The sequence below is a fragment of the Arthrobacter sp. Cza30 genome (genome assembly GCF_059090765.1).
Window position 1 is genome coordinate 238,164 of sequence record NZ_JBNHGA010000002.1, and the last position, 18,200, is coordinate 256,363.

18 protein-coding genes and 1 tRNA gene are annotated in these 18,200 nt (G+C 67.9%); 7 read left to right on the forward strand and 12 right to left on the reverse strand.

The annotated features are described in order from the left end of the window. Positions 1-83: 83 nt before the first annotated feature. From mnhG to AC5RVZ_RS06390, 6 genes are read right to left on the reverse strand one after another with little or no spacing between them, the layout of a single operon-like run. Positions 84-608, reverse strand: coding sequence for a monovalent cation/H(+) antiporter subunit G (mnhG, locus tag AC5RVZ_RS06365; RefSeq protein WP_494064939.1), 525 nt, complete (start codon positions 606-608; stop codon positions 84-86). Next, entirely contained in the window at positions 598-882 is a 285-nt protein-coding gene (locus AC5RVZ_RS06370) for an MrpF/PhaF family protein (RefSeq protein ID WP_494064940.1), read from the reverse strand. The genes mnhG and AC5RVZ_RS06370 overlap by 11 nt, the downstream gene beginning before the upstream one ends. Then, positions 879-1,439, reverse strand: a complete 561-nt coding sequence (locus tag AC5RVZ_RS06375) for a Na+/H+ antiporter subunit E (protein WP_494064941.1) — start codon at positions 1,437-1,439, stop codon at positions 879-881. Before AC5RVZ_RS06375 ends, AC5RVZ_RS06370 begins: the two co-directional genes overlap by 4 nt. After that, positions 1,436-3,058 (reverse strand): Na+/H+ antiporter subunit D, encoded by a 1,623-nt coding sequence (locus AC5RVZ_RS06380; protein WP_494064942.1) that lies wholly within the window; start codon positions 3,056-3,058, stop codon positions 1,436-1,438. The genes AC5RVZ_RS06375 and AC5RVZ_RS06380 overlap by 4 nt, the downstream gene beginning before the upstream one ends. Then, entirely contained in the window at positions 3,055-3,528 is a 474-nt protein-coding gene (locus AC5RVZ_RS06385) for a Na(+)/H(+) antiporter subunit C (protein ID WP_493978131.1), read from the reverse strand. Before AC5RVZ_RS06385 ends, AC5RVZ_RS06380 begins: the two co-directional genes overlap by 4 nt. Continuing rightward, positions 3,525-6,527: a Na+/H+ antiporter subunit A gene (locus tag AC5RVZ_RS06390; protein ID WP_494064943.1), complete on the reverse strand. Its 3,003-nt coding sequence runs from the start codon at positions 6,525-6,527 to the stop codon at positions 3,525-3,527. Before AC5RVZ_RS06390 ends, AC5RVZ_RS06385 begins: the two co-directional genes overlap by 4 nt. Before the next feature lie 240 nt (positions 6,528-6,767). Between AC5RVZ_RS06390 and AC5RVZ_RS06395 the strand changes: the two genes are divergently transcribed. Further along, on the forward strand, positions 6,768-8,144 hold the full coding sequence (locus AC5RVZ_RS06395) for an MFS transporter (protein ID WP_494064944.1): 1,377 nt from the start codon (positions 6,768-6,770) through the stop codon (positions 8,142-8,144). A 15-nt stretch (positions 8,145-8,159) separates the two neighbouring features. On the opposite strand, the gene dcd is transcribed toward AC5RVZ_RS06395, so the two are convergent. From dcd to AC5RVZ_RS06415, 4 genes are all read right to left on the reverse strand, one after another. Further along, positions 8,160-8,741 (reverse strand): dCTP deaminase, encoded by a 582-nt coding sequence (dcd, locus tag AC5RVZ_RS06400; RefSeq protein ID WP_494064945.1) that lies wholly within the window; start codon positions 8,739-8,741, stop codon positions 8,160-8,162. Positions 8,742-8,943: 202 nt separating this feature from the next. Continuing rightward, on the reverse strand, positions 8,944-9,801 hold the full coding sequence (locus AC5RVZ_RS06405; RefSeq protein ID WP_494064946.1) for a tryptophan 2,3-dioxygenase: 858 nt from the start codon (positions 9,799-9,801) through the stop codon (positions 8,944-8,946). A 93-nt stretch (positions 9,802-9,894) separates the two neighbouring features. Beyond that, positions 9,895-10,512, reverse strand: a complete 618-nt coding sequence (locus AC5RVZ_RS06410) for a DinB family protein (RefSeq protein WP_494064947.1) — start codon at positions 10,510-10,512, stop codon at positions 9,895-9,897. 51 nt (positions 10,513-10,563) lie between these two features. Then, positions 10,564-11,379, reverse strand: a complete 816-nt coding sequence (locus tag AC5RVZ_RS06415) for a DUF1684 domain-containing protein (RefSeq protein WP_494064948.1) — start codon at positions 11,377-11,379, stop codon at positions 10,564-10,566. Between the two features lie 222 nt (positions 11,380-11,601). On the opposite strand from AC5RVZ_RS06415, the gene AC5RVZ_RS06420 reads away from it, so the two are divergent. The 5 genes from AC5RVZ_RS06420 to AC5RVZ_RS06440 all read left to right on the forward strand — a co-directional run bounded on the left by AC5RVZ_RS06420 (position 11,602) and on the right by AC5RVZ_RS06440 (position 16,178). Further along, complete coding sequence (locus tag AC5RVZ_RS06420) at positions 11,602-12,921, forward strand: extracellular solute-binding protein (RefSeq protein WP_494064949.1); 1,320 nt, start codon at positions 11,602-11,604, stop codon at positions 12,919-12,921. A gap of 14 nt (positions 12,922-12,935) precedes the next feature. Continuing rightward, positions 12,936-13,895 (forward strand): carbohydrate ABC transporter permease, encoded by a 960-nt coding sequence (locus AC5RVZ_RS06425; RefSeq protein ID WP_494065503.1) that lies wholly within the window; start codon positions 12,936-12,938, stop codon positions 13,893-13,895. Then, entirely contained in the window at positions 13,895-14,737 is an 843-nt protein-coding gene (locus tag AC5RVZ_RS06430; RefSeq protein WP_494012903.1) for a carbohydrate ABC transporter permease, read from the forward strand. Before AC5RVZ_RS06425 ends, AC5RVZ_RS06430 begins: the two co-directional genes overlap by 1 nt. A 24-nt stretch (positions 14,738-14,761) precedes the next feature. Then, positions 14,762-16,030, forward strand: coding sequence for an ABC transporter ATP-binding protein (locus tag AC5RVZ_RS06435; protein ID WP_494064950.1), 1,269 nt, complete (start codon positions 14,762-14,764; stop codon positions 16,028-16,030). A 74-nt stretch (positions 16,031-16,104) separates the two neighbouring features. Further along, positions 16,105-16,178 (forward strand) — tRNA-Gly (locus AC5RVZ_RS06440). A gap of 72 nt (positions 16,179-16,250) precedes the next feature. Here the strand turns inward: AC5RVZ_RS06440 and AC5RVZ_RS06445 are convergent. After that, positions 16,251-17,126, reverse strand: a complete 876-nt coding sequence (locus tag AC5RVZ_RS06445; RefSeq protein WP_494064951.1) for a hypothetical protein — start codon at positions 17,124-17,126, stop codon at positions 16,251-16,253. 138 nt (positions 17,127-17,264) lie between these two features. Here AC5RVZ_RS06445 and panD point away from each other — a divergent pair, with 138 nt between their 5' ends. Further along, positions 17,265-17,678 carry an aspartate 1-decarboxylase gene (panD, locus tag AC5RVZ_RS06450; protein WP_494064952.1) on the forward strand — a complete coding sequence of 138 codons (414 nt, stop codon included), beginning with the start codon at positions 17,265-17,267 and terminating at the stop codon, positions 17,676-17,678. 16 nt (positions 17,679-17,694) lie between these two features. On the opposite strand, the gene AC5RVZ_RS06455 is transcribed toward panD, so the two are convergent. Further along, the gene (locus AC5RVZ_RS06455; RefSeq protein ID WP_494064953.1) at positions 17,695-18,174 is read right to left on the reverse strand and encodes a nucleoside deaminase; all 480 of its coding nucleotides are present in this window, start codon (positions 18,172-18,174) and stop codon (positions 17,695-17,697) included. Positions 18,175-18,200: the final 26 nt, after the last annotated feature.

An 18,200-nucleotide genomic window follows, 5' to 3' on the forward strand; every position in this document is an offset into this window, starting at 1 on the left:
GACGGGCCGCGGGCCCGTCCCCCATCGCGTTCTGGTCCCGGCCGCCGGCGCCCGCCCGCGGCCCGGTCCCCTTGGCCGGCAGGTTACGGAGCGTCCGCGGGCCCGGCGTCGTCCTGGTCGGTCCGCCCGGGAGCGGCCGCCGCCCCCGCGGTTCGCCGTTCCCCCGGCTTCCCGGCGTCCTGGCCGCCGGTGACAGCACGGCTGCCGGTGTCGGCACCGGCAGGCATGGCGTCATCGGATGACGCCACGGAATCTTCCTCCGCCGCCGCCTCCACCACCGCGTCGAGGTCGTCCACGCTGAGGATTTCCTTGCGCAGGTGTTTGGTGCGGTAGCCGGCCCGGCCCACCATGTGGGCGGACACCGGCACGGTCAGCAGCTGGAACAGCCAGGCTATGAGGAGTATGGGCACCGCCACCCAGCTGCGCAGCTGCAATCCCAGTCCCGTCAGCAGCAGCAGCAGGCCGAAGACCTGCGGCTTCGTGGCGGCGTGCATCCGCGAGAGCAGGTCCGGAAACCGCAGCAGGCCGATGGCCGCGGCCAGGGACATCCCCGCGCCGGCGATCAGGCAGACGGCGGTCCCGATGTCGAGGATCAAGTCAGTGTTCACGGGGCCGCCCGTCCGTCACGAAACGAGCCACGGCGACCGAGCCGATGAAGCCGACAACGCTGATGACGACAACCAGTGTCAGGTTGTTCATGTGGCCGCCGGCGGCCATGTCCACGATGAGTCCGGCGCAGACGATCGCCAGCAGCACGTCGATGGCCAGCAGCCGGTCCAGCAGCGACGGCCCGCGGGCCAGCCGGATCAGCGACAGTACAGCGGCCACGGCCAGCACCGCGCTCACGACGATTTGCGCAACCGGAATGATGTCCCCGTTCACACCGCACCTCCCCTGCCGGTACCTTCGGCCTTGACCATCGCCAGTTCTTCCTTCGTGCCCATCGTCCGGATCAGGCCGGCCTCGATCCGCCGCACCTGTGCGCGGAAACGCTCGGCGGCCTCCTCGGTGGCCACGTCGATCACGTGCAGGTACAGCGTGGACGTCGAGCGGTCCACGTCCACCACAAAGCTGCCGGGGATCAGCGAAATGGCGTGCCCGGTGGCAGTCACGAGCAGGTCCGAGCGGCTTCTCAGCCGGACCGCGACCACCGCGTTGCGCAGCGTCGGGCCGCGGGTCAGCGCCAGCCACAGGACTTGGACGCTTGCGACCGCGACCTGCCACACGAACGTGGCGGCGAAGATTGCCGCGGCCAGCGGATTGAAGCGCCCGCTGAGTTCGACCGGCGGCAGGTAGAACAGGTTCACGATGAGCAGCGCGATCAGCAGGCCGAAGATCAGGTTGCCCGGGCTGAAATCCTGCCACAGGGAGCCCCAGAGGATGACCAGCCAGGCCAGCAGCGGCAGCTCGACCCAGAGGGAGATGCGCGGTTTCCTCATTGGCCCCCCTCCTGCAGGGCGCCCTCACCCAGGACGGCCTCGACGTAGGGGGTGCGCTGCAGCATCTCGCGCGCCGCCTGGTCGCTGAGCTCGAACAGGGGCCCGGCGAACACCGTCAGGGCAACGCCCATCGCCACCAGCCCGACCGTCGGCCAGACCATGGGCAGCGGCAGCAACTGAACGATGCCCCGCCCGGTGAACCGCCCGTGCGGAGCGTTCTCCACGTGGCGGGTGGTCCGCAGCGCGGACCCGTCGGGCTTGGTAGCCACCAGGACCGGGTCCGGGTGCTCGGCGTCTTCCGGGCGGCGCCAGAACACGCGGTTCCAGACCCGTGCCATGGCCAGCAGGGTCAGCAGCGACGTGACCATGCTGCCCGCCACGAGCACCCAGGCGACCGGCGTGCCCAGTTCCACGCCGCCCTGCACCAGGCCGATCTTGCCCAGGAAGCCGGAGAAGGGCGGGATGCCGGCCAGGTTCATGGCCGGGACGAAGAACAGGATGGCCAGCAGCGGCGACAGCTTGGCCATGCCGCCCAGCCGGTCCATGTTCGTGGTTCCGCCGCGGCGTTCGATCAGGCCGGCCACCAGGAACAGGCTGGTCTGCACCGTAATGTGGTGCGCCACGTAATAGACCGCCGCGCCGAGCCCCACCACCGAGGACATGGCCAGGCCAAACACCATGTAGCCGATGTGGCTGACCAGCGTGAAAGAGAGCATGCGCTTGATGTCGATCTGGGCCACGGCCCCGAGGATGCCCACCACCATGGTCAGCACCGCCACGACCATCAGGAACGTGTTCAGCCGGTCGCCGGGGAACAGCAGGGTCTCCGTACGGATCATGGCGTAGACGCCCACCTTGGTGAGCAGGCCGGCGAACACCGCGGTAACCGGCGCCGGCGCCGTCGGATAGGAGTCGGGGAGCCAGAAGGACAGCGGGAATACCGCCGCCTTGATGCCGAAGGCCACCAGCAGCATCAGGTGCAGCGTCATCTGGGTGGCCGGATCCAACTGGCCGAGCTTGATCGCCAGGTCGGCCATGTTGATGGTCCCGGTGGCCGCGTAGATCATCGCGATGGAGACCAGGAACAGCACCGAGGAAATGACGCTGACGACGACGTATGTCACCCCGGCGCGGATCCGCGGGCTGGTGCCGCCCAGCGTCATCAGCACGTAGCTGGCCGTGAGCAGCATTTCGAAGCCGACGTACAGGTTGAACAGGTCGCCGGTCAGGAACGCGTTGGAAACCCCCGCCACCAGGATCAGGTAGGTCGGGTGGAAGATTGAGACCGGGCCTTCTTCGTCGCCGTCGGTCATGCCCTGCCCGGAGGCATACAGCAGCACCGCCAGGCTGACGGCGGAGGAGACCACCAGCATCAGGGCGGACAGCTCATCCACCACCAGGGTGATGCCAAAGGGGGGAAGCCAGCCGCCGAGGTTTACCGCCTGCGCGCCGTTGGTCCACGCCGAGGCCAGCAACACGGCTTCCAGTGCCAGCGTCACCGTGAGGGTGGTGGCACCGGTCCGGCGCTGGGCGTTGGGGTGGCGGATCAGCACGAATGCCAGGGCAGCACCCAACAGCGGCAGGACTACTGCCAGCGGCGCGAGGGTGGCGGCGTTCACTGCTTCCTCTCCATCCGTGACCTGGTGGTGGCTGGCGTTTCTTCGGCTTCGTCGGGCGGCACGAACTCGGTGGTCTCGGCCGGAATTTCCGCGTCGTCCTCGGCGTCGAAGGTGGGCTGGTTGGCCACCCGGCGGTCCTCGATGTCGTCCTGGACCTCGTCCTGCCGTCCCAGCACCCAGGAGCGGTAAATGATGGCCAGCATGAAGGCGGTGACGGCGAAGGAAATCACGATGGAGGTCAGGATCAATGCCTGCGGCAGCGGATCGCTGTAGGCGTCGGCGGGGATGTCACCGCCGAAAAGGGGTGCTAGGCCCGCGGGCCCGCCGGTGCTGAGCAGCAGCAGGTTGGCGCCGTTGGTGATGAGCATGAGGCCAAGCATGACCCGGGTCAGGCTGCGTTCGAGGATCAGGTAGACGCCCACGGCGAACAGTACGCCCATCACCAGCAGCAGCGTCAGGTTCACGGTCACCGGGACACCTCCTCCTCGATCGTTGCGGGTACTTGCAGTTCGGCGGCCTTGCGGCGGCCGTGGGTCCGTTCCTCGGTGCGTTCGTCGATTTCGGCGCCGAAGCTGCGCAGCACGTCCAGCACCAAACCCACCACCACCAGGTAGACCCCGATGTCGAAGATCGTCGAGGTGACGAATTTGTGGTCGCCGAAGACCGGGAGGCTGAATTCAAGGATCGCGCTCTGGAAGACCTGGCCGCCCAGGAAGAGCGGGACGACGGCGGTCAGCGCCGCGGCCCCAAGCCCCAGTCCGAGCAGCAGGCCGGCGCTGATGGGGGTGGCTTCGGCCAGCTCGATCCGTCCGCCGGCCAGATAGCGGACGGTCAGCGCGATACCGGCCAGCAGGCCGCCGGCGAATCCGCCGCCGGGGAGATTGTGCCCGGTCAATAGCAGGTAGACGGAGAAGATCATCACCGAGTGGAAGAGCAGGCGGGTGATCACCTCGAAGATGATGGAGCGGCGTTCCGGGGCCAGGGTCCGGCCGGCCACCAGCCAGGCGTCGCGCGGGACGAGGGCGAACTTGCGGGCCGTCGCCAGGGCCGCCGCCTCACGGTCCGAGTGCGCCACCGTCTCGTAGCCGCGCCCCACGGACCCGCTGGCGACGGCGTCCACGGGCTCCGGACGCTTCTCCCCGCGGCTCCGGATGAAGATCAGGCTGGCCACGCCGGTAGCTGCCAGGGCCAGCACGGAAATCTCGCCGAACGTGTCCCAGGCCCGGATGTCCACCAGGATGACGTTGACGATGTTCTCGCCGCCGCCGCCCTCATAGGCCAGCTGCGGCAAGGCCAGGGACACCGGATCGGCCGTGCGTGACGCCATCGCCGTCATCGCGATCACGATCATTGTGAGGCCGAAAGCGGCTCCGATGATGGCGCGCAGCAGTTTGAAGCGCCCCGGCGTGCGCAGCCACAGCCGCGCCGGCAGGGAACGAAGGGCCAGCACGATGGCCACCAGCGAGACTGTTTCCACCAGCAGCTGGGTCAGCGCCAGATCCGGCGCCCCCTGCATGGCGAAGATGAAGGCCAGCCCATAGCCTGCCACCGAAACCATCAGCACCGCCATGAAGCGCTTGTTCGCGCGGATGGCACCAAGCGCGCCTGCCGCCACGATCAGCCCCGCGATGGCCTGGGCCGGGGTATCGAACCACACCAGGCTCTCGGGCAGCGGGGCGTCCATCAGGACGATGGCGCTCAGCGGAGTCACGATCGCCACGATCAGGATCACGCACAGGTAGAAGACCAGCGAGCCCCGCTGGGTCCGGCCGGTGACCCAGATGGCCACCTCGTCCAGCACGCCGATGATGCCGCGGTAGATCCGGTCCGCGTCCGGGATGAAGCGAATCCGGGCCTGGAAGGCCGCTATCGGGGTGCGCAGCAGGAACAGGGCGACACCGGCGGCGATGGTGATCACGGTCAGCCCGAGCGCCGGCGTCAATCCGTGCCACAGCGCCAGGTGCGTGGCCGCGGTGTCCAGGGTGAAGAGTCCGGCGTAGGGGGCGACGGCGGCTTCCACCGGGGCGGGCCAGAGCCCGAACACCACCGTGGCCACGGCGAGCACGGCCGGAGCCGCCAGGAAGGCCCACGGAATGGGCTTGAACTCGATGGCCGCGCGGCCGGGTTTGGCCGCGAACCCGCCCCAGACGAAGCGGGCACTGTAGGCGAAGGTCAGGATGGACCCGGCCACCACGCCGGCCAGGAGCAGGCCTCCCGTCCAGCCGGAGACTTCGGCCCGGTGGACGAAGGCTTCGTAAACCGACTCTTTGGCGACGAAGCCCAACAGCGGCGGCAGGCCCGCCATCGACGCGGCACCGATGACGGCGACCACGAACAGTTTCGGGGCCTTGCGGTACAGGTGCGACAGCTCGCGGATGTCACGCGTTCCGGCCTGGTGGTCGATGATGCCCACCACCAGGAACAGCGTCGCCTTGAAGAAACCGTGGGCCAGCAGCAGGCCCATTCCCGCCAGCGCGGCTTCCTGCGAACCGAGCCCGACCACCAGGGTCAGGAAGCCCAGTTGGCTGACCGTCCCGTAGGCGAGGATCAGCTTCAGGTCGTTCTGGCGCATGGCTTGCCAGCCGCCCACCAGCATGGTCAGCAGCCCGAGCCCCAGCACGACGCCGTGCCAGTAGTCGGTGCTGGAGAATCCGGGCGACAGCCGCGCCACCAGGTAGATGCCGGCCTTGACCATGGCGGCGGCATGGAGGTAGGCGCTGACCGGGGTCGGCGCCGCCATGGCCGCCGGGAGCCAAAAGTGGAGGGGCACCAGCGCGGACTTGCTGACCGCACCGATGAGTACCAGCAGGATGGCGATGTCGATGATCTGGCCGTGCGCCATCAGCGTTCCGGCTGCCGCGAGGATCTCGGAGATCCGGTAGGTGCCGGCGGTCTGGCCGATGATCAGCAGGCCAACCAGCATGGTCAGCCCGCCGAGGGTGGTAACCATCAGGGCCTGCAAGGCGGACCGGCGCGCCGAGAGGCGGTGCCTGGCGTACCCGATCAGCAGGTAGGACAGGACGGTGGTGAGTTCCCAGAAAATGTAGAGCAGGATCAGGTCGTCTGCGGTGACCAGGCCGAACATGGCGCCGCTGAAGGCCAGCAGCTGCGCGCCGAAAGGACCGATGTCCGGATCGTCGGCCTTGAAGTAGCGGGCGCAGTAGAACAGCACCAGGGCGCCGACACCCAGGATCAGGATGCACAGCACCGCCGCGAGGGTGTCCATCCGAAAGGCCAGTTCCAGCTGCAGGCCCGGGACCCACGCGAAGACCTCCGACGGCGGGGCGTTGGGAGCGTCGTCCAGCGCTGCCTGGCTCGACCCGGTGTAGTTGTCGAAGGTGGCGATCAGCCAGACGAATCCGGCGGCGGGAACCGCGGCGAGGATATAGAACGTCGACCGACCGAGCTTCCGGAAAATTAAGGGCGCTATAAAGGCCACCGCAAAAAGCAGGGTGAGCACAATCAGCACGAGGATACTCCGGAACTTCCTTCAGGTTTGCCAAGGATTAGACGGACAGGGCCAAGGTCCATTCTACCCATGGCATAGACGGCGCGGCCCCCGCGGAGGGCCGCGGACAGCAGCCGGGAGGGCCGCGGACAGCCGCCGGGAGGGCCGCGGCGGGTGGGTGATCTCGCTGTTCGCCAAAGATTCACGCGGCTCCCGGCGCTGCTCAAAGTTCGCAGCAGGCGAAACGGATAGCATCGCGGTATGACTGAGTCGGCCGGCATTCCGGCAACCCACACGGCGGGCGGCGCGGCCGCGGAGCGGTTGAATAAAAAGCACGTCCTGGCCTGGGCCTCCTGGGACTGGGGCTCGGCCGCCTTCAACGCGGTCATGACGACCTTTGTGTTCACCGTCTATCTGACCAGCGACGCCTTCGGCGGCGAGGCCTTCGCGTCCGAAATCCTCGGCTACGGGCTGGCCATCGCCGGGCTGGCCATCGCCCTCCTCGCCCCGGTCACCGGGCAACGCTCCGACACCGGGGGCCGCCGCAGGCTGTGGCTCGGGCTCAACAGCGTCGCCGTCGCGGTACTGACCGGCCTGTGCTTCTTCGTCTTCCCCTCCCCCGGCTTCCTCTTCCTGGGCGTGGGACTCATTGCGCTGGCCAACATCTTCTTCGAGTTCGCGAACGTGAATTACTACGCGATGCTCACCCAGATCTCCACGCCGTCGACCATCGGCAAGGTCAGCGGCTTCGGCTGGGCCATGGGTTACGTCGGCGGGGTCGTGGCGCTGGCCCTGGTGCTGGTCGGGTTTGTCCTGCCCGAAACCGGCTGGTTCGGCGCGACGGCGGAGAACGGACTGAACATCCGCCTGGTGGCGGTGTTCTGCGCCGTGTGGTTCATGGCCTTCGCGCTGCCGGTACTGTTCGCCGTCCCGGAGATCCCGCGCCAGCCTGCCGCCGCGTCGCTGAGCTTTTTTGCGTCCTATGGGCTGCTCTTCCGCCGCATCAAGGCGATCTTCACCTCCAGCCCGCACACGATTTTCTTCCTGATCGCCAGCGCCATCTTCCGCGACGGGCTCGCGGCGGTGTTTACCTTCGGCGGGGTGATCGCCGCCGGCACCTTCGGCTTCTCGCTCAGCCAGGTGATCGTCTTCGCCATCGCCGGAAACGTCGTCGCCGCGATCGGCGCGGTCGCGGGCGGGATTTTGGACGACCGCATCGGCCCGAAGAACGTCATCGTAGGGGCACTGGTCGGGCTGATCGTCGCCGCCGTCGCCATTTTCGCACTGGGCCCGGACAACCACATGTTCCTGGGCAACGCCTGGACCGGCGACACCACGTTCTGGGTCTTCGGCCTGCTGCTGTGCCTGTTCGTGGGGCCGGCCCAGTCGTCGTCGCGGGCCTACCTGGCCCGGCTCGCGCCGCGCGGCGAGGAGGGCGAATTCTTCGGCCTCTACGCCACCACCGGGCGCGCCGTCAGCTTCCTGGCCCCGTCCCTGTTTGCGCTGTTCATCACTGTCTTCGGCGAACAGCGTCACGGCATCCTGGGTATCCTCGTCGTGCTGGTCGCCGGCCTGCTGGCGCTGCTGCCGGTCAAGACACCGGCACGGATCCAGCGCGCCAGTACGCCCCGCGCCTGAGCCGCCCGGCCGGCGTCAGCGTTCGATGACGGTGCGGTGGAAGTTCTGGTAGCTGCGCGAAGCCGTGGGGCCGCGCTGGCCCTGGTAACGGTTGCCGTATTCGCCCGAACCATACGGATGCTCCGCCGGCGAGGACAACCGGAAGAAGCACAACTGGCCGATCTTGGAGCCCGGCCAGAGCATGATCGGCAGCGTCGCCATGTTGGAGAGTTCCAGCGTCACGTGTCCGGAGAAACCGGGATCGATGAATCCTGCGGTCGAGTGGGTCAGCAGGCCCAGCCGGCCCAGCGAGGATTTGCCCTCCAGCCGGGCCGCTATGTCATGGGGCAGCGTCACGGTCTCGTAGGTGGAGCCGAGCACGAATTCGCCGGGATGCAGGACGAACGGTTCCTCGGGGTCCACTTCCACCAGCCGGGTCAGCTCCGGCTGCTCCAGCTCCGGGTCGATGTGGGCGTACTTGTGGTTGTCGAACAGCCGGAAGAACCGGTCGAGCCGCACGTCGACGCTTGAGGGCTGGATCATGTCCGGCTGGAACGGATCCAGGACGATGCGTTGGGAGTCCAGTTCGGCACGTATATCGCGGTCGGAGATCAGCACCCTTCAAAAATACACGGGACCGGCGCTCTCCCCTGACGCATGACGCGGCCGCCGCCCGGGCTTTTGCACCGGGCCCCTGTTCGGAACGGTGTCAGCGGTGCGACGATTGAACCAGGCGGGCCGCAGCACCCTCGGTGGCGGCCACCGGGCCGCTGTCGGCGGGGGAACGAACGGCCTCCGCCGGCAGCTTCGAAGCCGGTGGTCAGGCTTTGCCGATTTCCGTGCGCACCGCGTACAGCTCCGGGAAGAAGGTGAGCTCCAGCGCCCGGCGAAGGAAGCCGGCGCCGGAGGATCCGCCGGTGCCATGCTTCATCCCGATGGTCCGCTCCACCGTCTTCAGGTGCCGGAAGCGCCAGAGCTGGAAGTTGTCTTCCAGGTCCACCAGTTCTTCGCAGGCCTCATAGACGTCCCAGTTCGCGCGGGCATTCTCGTAGACGGCCTTGAACGTCCCTACCAGTTCCTGGTTGAACTCGTGGGCCTCGGTCACATCACGGTCCAGCAGCTCCGCCGGAACCGGGTAGCCGTGCCGGTGCAGGTAGGCCAGGAATTCGTCGTACACGCTGCTCTGTTCCAACAGCTCGCCCAGCATGGCCTGGGCGGCCGGATCGTCGGCGAAGACGGCCAGCATGCCCTTGTTCTTGTTGCCCAGCAGGAACTCCACGGCACGGTACTGGTAGGACTGGAAGCCCGACGCCGCACCCAAATCGCCGCGGAATTCGGCGTATTCGGAAGGCGTCAGCGTGGCCAGCACCGACCATTGCTCGGTCAGCGAGCGCTGGATGTGCTTAATCCGGGCGATGCCTTTCATGGCGAACCGCAAGTCGTCGTCGCGCAGCTTCTGCCGGACGGTGCGCAGCTCGTGCAGCACCAGCTTCAACCACAGCTCGGACGTCTGGTGCTGAATGATGAACAGCATCTCGTCGTGGTGCTCCGGGCTGCTGACCGGGTGCTGGGCAGAGAGCAACTGGCCCAGGGACAGGTAGGAGCCATAGCTCATCTTGTCCGAGAAATCAGTCTCGATCTCGTCCTCGAGACGTCGGGTGTTCTTGTCTACGGTCATGGCGGCTTCCGTCGGTCCTCCTGCCTCGTTGCAGGCCTGCTACCAGCCTACGACCCCGGCGCCGCGAATGCCCCGCCGCCGCGCTGGGGCCCCTCAGCCGCGGACCGAGGAGTCCCACCGCCACGTCCGGCCGCGGGTTTCGGGCGTCCTGCCGCTGGCGTGGAGCAGATCCTGCCAGGGATCGTCGGTGCGCCGCGCCGCCGGGAAGATGCGGTTCAGCACCCGCCTGATGACGGCGTCGTCGGGCCGGTAGCCGACCCCGTGGACGGCTAGTATGTCGAATCCGTGCAACACGGCTTCGGCGATGCCCATCGCCGCGAAACCGGAGGCGTCCGAGGTCCCGGCCGGATGGTAACCGCGGTGGGTGTGGGGGGCCGCGGCCGTCACCGCGTAGAGCAGTCCCGCGGCGGCATCGAAACAACTGGCGATGCCGGCCGTTCCCGTGGCAGGGTCGGGCCAGAACAGGATCTGCGGCCCGCCCGGGCGCCAGGGCGGAGGGTCCAGCAGCGCCACGTAGCCGTCCTGCGGCGGGTTCCGCCCCGACAGCTGCAGGGCGTAGAACGCGAAGTCGTCCATGATGTGGGCCACCGTCTCGCGGCAGCTCCACTCCAGCTCCAGCGCGGGCTTGTCCCAGGCATCGTCAGGGAGCTCCGCCAAGCGGCCGGCCAGGTCATCGGTGATGGTGCGGAAATCCTCCGCCGTTGGTTCCATCCGCCGATCCTGCCGCAGAGAAGCCGCAAGCGCCACCTTTCCGGGAGATGCTCAGCCCATGCGGCGCTCCCCGGCCTCCACCGGCGCCGCAATGATGTTGCCTTCCACCGGCATCGGGCAGGTGCCGAACTCGGTGAAGGCGCTGGGAAAGTTGGTGGCCCGGTTGAAATCGATCAGCACCGTGCCGTCGGGGCCGGGACGGCGGGTCACCACGGAACGCCAGCCGGCGGTGCTGTCTCCGTTGGTTTCGTCGTGGAAGTTCAGCGACAAGGCGCCCAGTTTCTCTTGCTCCGCCACCAGGGTATGGACGGTTCCGCCCAATTCGAAGCTGACCGTGCCGACGGCGGTGGCGATGCCTCCCACGTCCGGGTTCGACGTGGCTATCTGCAGCGTGAGGGGCTCCGGATACGCCTCGAACCGGCCGGCCACCACCAGGTCCGGGTTGTAATCGAAAACCGGGACCCCGTCGAAGTCCTGCCGGTTGGGCGAGTCGTTGTCCCGGGTCCGGATGGCGTACCGGTCGCCGCGGACGGCCAATTCGACGGCGATGCTGCCGCGGCGCACCCAGAGCAGCGACTCCTCGTTCCCCAGGGACGCCGTCAAGGTACCGACGGCCGGCTCCCCGCTGTCTGCCAGGTACAGGCCGTCCTCGGCGCCCGCCGTCAACGAGGCGTGGCCGCCGCCGGATGCCGGCCCGGTGGCGCTCCACAGGCCGCTGATCTTTTCCATCCGCGCGGGCTCGGCCGGCAGCCACTGCAGCGAGGTGAGCGTCAGCCAGCCGTGCTCCGCTGCCAGCGCCTGGTTCCGGTTGTCCCTGAACCGGAGCCAGCTTTCCCGCCGGCGGGTCTCGTCGCGTGGAGTGGTCATGCTCGCCTTCCCTCAATCAATTGCCGGGCACTTGCCCGGCGGTACGGGGCACAACGTGCCGCCCGGCGTGCGGTATTCCCCGGCCCGCAGTCCCCCGACCTCCCCCGAACCATGGCGCATTCGCCTGCAGGAGAATACGCTCTATTTCACAAGGCTGCGTGGCACAAAGCGCAACGGAAGCCGGGCGGCCAGTGCGTCTACCAGAATGGGAGGCTCATGCCGATGCCCAAGGACGAAAACCGGCGGCGCCGCCGGCGCGCGACGGCCCGCTTGGGGGCGGCGGTGACGCTGGCGCTGGGAGCCACGCTGCTGGCGGGCTGCAGCCCCGAGGATGGAACCCCCACCCTAACCTGGTACATCAACCCCGACGACGGCGGGCAGGCGACGATCGCCGAGCTGTGCACCGATCAGGCGGACGGCGAGTACCGGATCGAGACGTCGCTGCTGCCCAATGACGCGGCCTCCCAGCGGGAGCAGCTTGCCCGGCGCCTTGCCGCCGGCGATTCGTCGCTGGACATCATGAGCCTGGACCCGCCGTTCATCCCCGAACTGGCCGAGCCCGGGTTCCTGGCGCCGGTACCGGACGATGTTGCGGAGCGCACCACGCAGAACGTCGTGGAAGGCGCGCTCGCGGGGGCCACATGGAAAGACGAGCTGGTCACCGTCCCGTTCTGGGCCAACACCCAACTGCTGTGGTACCGGAAGTCGGTGGCCGAAGCCGCCGGTCTGGACATGACGCAGCCGGTCACCTGGCAGCAGCTGATGGATGCCGCGGCCGAGCAGGAGAAGTTCCTGGGCGTCCAGGGCCAGCGCGGCGAGTCCATGACCGTGTGGCTGAACGCGTTGGTCGAATCGGCAGGCGGGCAAATCCTGGAGAACCCCGAGGCGGACGCCGACCAGATAGAGCTGGGGCTGGCCGGGGAGCCCGGGACGGCTGCGGCGGAAGTCATCTCCACCATCGGCCGGGAGGGGCTGGGCGGCCCCGGGCTGCCGACCCAGGACGAGAACAACTCCATGATCCTGTTCCAGGGCGACGAGGGCTCGTTCATGGTCAACTGGCCGTTCGTCTGGCCGGCCACGAACACCGCCGCGGAAGACGGCACGGTGGACCCCTCGCTGATCGAGGACATCGGCTGGACGCTTTACCCGCAGATGAACGACACCGACCCCGCCGCCCCGCCGCTGGGCGGCATCAATCTGGGCGTCGGCGCCGCGAGCGAGCATCCCGACCTGGCCTACGCGGCCATCGAATGCATCGTCACCCCCGAGAACCAGGCCGAGTACTTCATCACCAACGGCAACCCGCCTTCAAATACGGAGGCCTACGAAGATCCGCGGATCGAGGAGTCCTTCCCGATGGCGGACACCATCCGCGAATCACTGGAGCTGTCCGCGCCGCGGCCGCAGACCGTCTTCTACAACGAAGTTTCCACCAGCCTGCAGCAGAATTTCGCCCCGCCGTCGCAAGTGGATCCGGCCACGACGCCGCAGGAAACCTCAGACTTCATCGTCTCCGTTCTACGGGGGGAGAACCTGCTGTGAGCACCTCGACCGAAATCCCCACCCAGCCCGCCAGCGGGACCGGACGGGCCGGGCGGCGGCGCGCGGTCCAGCAGTACAGCGACCGTGCCAAGGCCGAGCGGCGGCTGGGCTGGCTGCTGGCCGGTCCCGCCTTCGTCATCATGCTGGCCGTCACCGCCTACCCGATCCTGCAGGCCGTGTTCGACTCGCTCTTCAGCTACCGCCTCACCGCGCCCGACGAGCGCGAGTTCATCGGGCTGGGCAACTACGGCGTGATCCTCACGGACATGGTCTGGTGGCGGGACCTGGGCGTCACGCTGCTGATCACCGTGGTGACCGTCGTCGTCGAACTCGTCCTGGGCTTCGCGCTGGCCTTGGTCATGCACAAGGCGCTGAAGGCGGTGCGAGGCTGGCTGCGCACCGCGATCCTGGTTCCATACGGCATCATCACCGTGGTGTCTGCGTTCGCCTGGTTCTACATGTTCGATATCAACTCCGGCTTCGTGAACTCATGGTTCGACTGGGTGCCCGGGATTGATCCCGACCTGAACTGGTTCGCCAACACCGGAACATCGCTGAGCGTGATCATGGCCAGCGAGATCTGGAAGACCACGCCGTTCATCTCGTTGCTGCTGCTCGCCGGCCTGGCCCAGGTCCCCGACGAACTCACCGAGGCGGCGGAGGTCGACGGCGCCACCTGGTGGCAGCGGATGCGGCGGGTGATCCTGCCGAACATGAAGGCGGCGATCATGGTGGCCGTCCTGTTCCGCGCGCTGGATGCGTTCCGCATCTTCGACAACGTGTTCATCATGACCAACGGCGCGTTCGGCACCGAGGTGCTGTCGCTGCTGGCCTACCGGACCTCGATCGGGCGGCTGGAAATCGGGCTGGGTTCGGCGGTGTCCGTGCTGCTCTTCGTCTGCGTACTGCTGATCTGTTTCATCGCCGTCAAGCTGTTCAAAGTGGACCTCGCCGGCCAGAGAGGAGGCAAGTGATGAGAGCGTCGCGGACCAAGGAGCGGGTCATCTGGACCATCATCTCCGTGCTGGTGCTTATTTATGCGCTGTTCCCGGTAGCGTCCATCCTGGCCACCTCGTTTAAGCTGCCCAGCGAACTGACCTCCGGACAGTTCCTGCCCAACACCTGGACGGGTTCGAACTACGAGCAGATCCTGGTCGGCTCGGCGCAGGAGCTGTTCCTGAGCTCGCTGCGGAACTCGATCGGCATCGCGCTGATCGCGACCTTCATCGCCGTCGTGCTGGCCACCCTGTGCGCCTACGCCATCGCGCGGCTGGATTTTCCCGGCAAGAAGGTCATCCTGACCACCGCGCTGGCCGTGTCCATCTTCCCGGTGATCTCGATCGTCACGCCGCTGTTCAACATCTGGCGGAACGTCGGCCTCTATGACACCTGGCCCGGGCTGATCATCCCCTACCTCTCGCTGACCCTGCCGATCTCCATCTGGACCCTGGCCGCGTTCTTCCGCCAGATCCCGTGGGAACTGGAACAGGCCGCACAGGTTGACGGGGCCACCACCTGGCAGGCGTTCCGCAAGGCCATCGTGCCGCTGGCCGCACCCGGTGTCTTTACGACGGCGATCATCGCCTTCTTCATCGCGTGGAACGACTTCGTCTACGGCATCTCGCTGACGTCCACCGAAGCGGCGCGGCCGGTTCCCGCGGCGCTGGCGTTTTTCACCGGCGCCTCCCAGTTCGAATCCCCCGTCGGCGCTATCTCCGCGGCGGCCATCATCGTCACCATTCCCATCGTGCTGCTGGTCCTGCTGTTCCAGCGCCAAATCGTCTCCGGCCTGACCCAAGGCGCCGTCAAGGGCTGAGCCCGCGGCAGGAAAGGAAATCCCATGGCATCGATCACGCTGCAGAACCTCGTCAAGGAGTACGGCGACGGTTTCGCCGCCGTCAACGACGTCAGCATCGACATCGCCGACGGCGAGTTCATTATCCTGGTGGGACCGTCCGGCTGCGGCAAGTCGACCCTCCTGCGCATGATCGTGGGGCTGGAGGACATCACCTCCGGCGACCTGTTGATCGACGGCGAGCGCGTCAACGAGAAGGCCCCTCGGGACCGGAACCTGGCCATGGTGTTCCAGAATTATGCCCTCTACCCGCACCTGACCGTGTTCGAGAACATCGCGTTCCCGCTGCGCCTGGCCAAGGGTAAGTTCACCGAGGACGATATCCGGAGGCGCGTCACCGACGCCGCGAAGACCCTGGAACTGACCGACCACCTGGAGCGCAAGCCGGGGAACCTGTCCGGCGGCCAGCGGCAGCGCGTGGCCATGGGCCGGGCGATCGTGCGTCAGGCCGATGCCTTCCTGTTCGACGAGCCGCTGTCCAACCTGGACGCGAAGCTGCGCGGCCAGATGCGCTCCGAGATCTCGCAGATGCAACGGCGGCTGGGAGTCACCAGCGTCTACGTCACGCACGACCAGACCGAGGCGATGACCCTTGGCGACCGGGTGGCGGTGCTGAAAAAGGGCTTGCTGCAGCAGATCGCTTCCCCGCGGGAACTCTACGAGCAGCCCGTCAACCTGTTCGTGGCGGGCTTCATCGGATCGCCGTCCATGAATTTCCTGCCGGCCACCTTGGAGGGCAACGTCCTGAAGACGCCGATCGGCGACATCCCCGTGTCCGGTGACAGGGCCAGGGCGGCCGAAGGCAGGAAGGTAGTGCTCGCGGGTTTGCGGCCCGAGTTCTTTGAGGACGCCTCCCTGGTGGAAGAACACAAGAAGGACCGGGGATCCACGTTCATCGCCGAACTGACCCACACCGAGTGGCTGGGCAACGAGCAGTACGGATACATCAACTTCGACCCGGACCCCGCCGTGCGGGAGCTGCTGAATTCGCTGGCCAGCGAGATGGACGCCGAGGAACTGCGGCCGCAGATCGTGGTCACGCTGGATGCCGCCAGCCGGATTCGCGGCGGGCGCTCCGCCGAACTGTGGCTGGACACCCGGAAGATGCACCTGTTCGACCCCGAGACCGGTGAAAACCTGACCCGTGATGCCTCGGCCGGCGCGGCGCTGACGGAGGAAGCCAACCGTGCCCGGGCAGAGGAAATCGCCGAAGCCCGCGAACGGGAAGCCTCCACGGCCGGCCAGCCGGCCTGAATTCCGGCCAGCCGCAGAACTGGGGTAAACTCGGTTTCGTTGTTGACCGGATCCGCCTGCACGGCGGATCCTGTGCGGGCGTAGCTCAATGGTAGAGCGCTAGCTTCCCAAGCTCGATACGCGGGTTCGATTCCCGTCGCCCGCTCCACCCGCACTGCGCACCCCGGCCCCTCGGACCGGGGTGCCTTTGTTTGTCCCGTCCCTGCGGGAAGCGGCCGCCCTACTCGTCGTCGTCCGGCACGAAGCCGGCACGGTCGATGGCCCGGTGGTAGTGCATGCCCGCGGCACCGCCCAGAAGCGCCCCGGCGAGACTCGCCAGCAGCACCACGGCCAGCGCCACCAGGGCCGGCACCGCCAACTGCCCGATGGGGCGGTCGATAACCGGCGCCGGTCCCGTCAGCAGGCCGAGCCCGCCGGCGGACAGCCCGACCACGCCCGCGATGACCGCCATGACCAGGCCCCAAAGCCAGACCGCGAAGCCCTGCCGGACGCCGTCGAACCGCGCCATCCGTCCGGCCACGTAGCCGCCGGCAAAATAGGCGATCAGGATGCCGGCCGCCAATGCCGCCCCCGCGATCATGGCGTCCGGCCCGTTGCCGGCGGAGATGTCGTCCAGCCGGCCGCGCACGTCCGCCTCGTTGGCGAGGCCGAAAACCGCGGCGGCGCCGGCGGCGGCCGCGGCGAGCAACACGATCATGGCCGTGGCGGCCAGCCAGCCGAAAAACGCCGACCCCAGCCTCAGCCCGCCGTAGGCATTGTGCTGCCGCTGGTACAGCAAGTCCTCGTCGAGGGTCGGTTCGGGGCGGTAGGCGCTGGTGTCCCGGTAGCTCCGCTCGGCGTACATCCCGTCATCCGGGCTCCCGCCGGCGGCGTCGGGGTCCATGCCGTCCGCCGTGGGCCGGCGGCCGAACTCGGCCGTTTCCGGACGGTCGTTGCGTGTGCGGTCCCGGCCCGCCACCGGCATCGCCTCGGTCGGCGGAGGGTCGGCCTGCGCGGGCTCGGTCCCGCCGTCCCGCGGTGCGCGGGCGGCTGCCGGAACATCGTCGCCCGGCCGCACCCCGCCGTCCTGCCGGCTGCTGCCGATTTCCGAACTCATCACATGCCTCCTGCGTCGATCGCCCTCGCTGAAGCAGGTTGTTGCCCCCTGTGGGTACACCCTAGACCCGCCGCCTGCGGCGGGCCAGATCGGGAACCCTTTCGGGGGCGGCCGGGGCGGGGACTAAACTGGGAGGCGATGATGCGCAAAATGTTCAAGTCCAAGATCCACCGTGCCACGGTCACGCACGCGGATCTTCACTACGTCGGGTCCGTGACCGTGGACCTCGACCTGCTGGACGCCGCCGACATCCTTCCCGGCGAGCTGGTTTCCATCGTGGACATCACGAACGGCGCCCGGCTGGAGACGTACACCATCGCCGGCGAACGCGGCTCGGGCGTGCTGGGCATCAACGGTGCCGCCGCCCACCTGGTGCACGAAGGCGATCTCGTCATCCTGATTACCTATGCCGACATGACCGACGACGAGGCCAGGTCCTTCGTTCCGTCGGTGGTGCACGTGGACGCCGGCAACAGGATCGTCGACCTGGGCTCCGATCCGGCGGAGTCCGTGGACGACGGGCTGATGCGCCCGCCGTTCGCGGTCAAGTAACCATCCCCGACGGCGCTCAGCCCCGGTGGTACTGCCGGTGCAGCCCGCGGACCTCGTCCGCCAGTTCGCCGGACGGCCCGTCGACCACGGTGCCAGGCGCCACCTGCTGAATCGGCAGCGCGGCCACCGGCGCCGGCCCGACGCCCCACTCCGCCAACCACCGGCCCAGCTGTTCGGATGACACTGCGTAGACAATCCGTCCCAGGCCCACCCAGGCGTGCGCCGCCGAACACATCGGACAGTGCTCGCCCGAGGTGTAGACGGTCGCGGCCCTGCGTTCCCCGGGCGGCAGGTTCCTGGCGGCCCACCGGGCGATCTCGAACTCCGGGTGCCGGGTATGGTCCCCGTCCTTGACGCGGTTGCGGTCCTCGAACACGACGGTGCCGCCGGCATCGACCAGCACCGAACCGAACGGCTCGTCGCCGTCGTCCAACGCTTCACGCGCCAGTTCAACGCAGCGCCGCAGATGCATGAGGTCCTTCGTTGCCAGTTCCATGGGCCGATTATGGCAGAGCGGCCGGC

Coding starts and splice junctions, on each gene's coding strand:
- AC5RVZ_RS06375 (WP_494064941.1), bottom strand. CDS start 1,439: ATGAGGAAACCGCGCATCTCCCTCTGGGTCGAGCTGCCGCTGCTGGCC.
- AC5RVZ_RS06395 (WP_494064944.1), top strand. CDS start 6,768: ATGACTGAGTCGGCCGGCATTCCGGCAACCCACACGGCGGGCGGCGCG.
- AC5RVZ_RS06405 (WP_494064946.1), bottom strand. CDS start 9,801: ATGACCGTAGACAAGAACACCCGACGTCTCGAGGACGAGATCGAGACT.
- AC5RVZ_RS06410 (WP_494064947.1), bottom strand. CDS start 10,512: ATGGAACCAACGGCGGAGGATTTCCGCACCATCACCGATGACCTGGCC.
- AC5RVZ_RS06415 (WP_494064948.1), bottom strand. CDS start 11,379: ATGACCACTCCACGCGACGAGACCCGCCGGCGGGAAAGCTGGCTCCGG.
- AC5RVZ_RS06420 (WP_494064949.1), top strand. CDS start 11,602: ATGCCCAAGGACGAAAACCGGCGGCGCCGCCGGCGCGCGACGGCCCGC.
- AC5RVZ_RS06430 (WP_494012903.1), top strand. CDS start 13,895: ATGAGAGCGTCGCGGACCAAGGAGCGGGTCATCTGGACCATCATCTCC.
- AC5RVZ_RS06435 (WP_494064950.1), top strand. CDS start 14,762: ATGGCATCGATCACGCTGCAGAACCTCGTCAAGGAGTACGGCGACGGT.
- AC5RVZ_RS06445 (WP_494064951.1), bottom strand. CDS start 17,126: ATGAGTTCGGAAATCGGCAGCAGCCGGCAGGACGGCGGGGTGCGGCCG.
- panD (WP_494064952.1), top strand. CDS start 17,265: ATGATGCGCAAAATGTTCAAGTCCAAGATCCACCGTGCCACGGTCACG.
- AC5RVZ_RS06455 (WP_494064953.1), bottom strand. CDS start 18,174: ATGGAACTGGCAACGAAGGACCTCATGCATCTGCGGCGCTGCGTTGAA.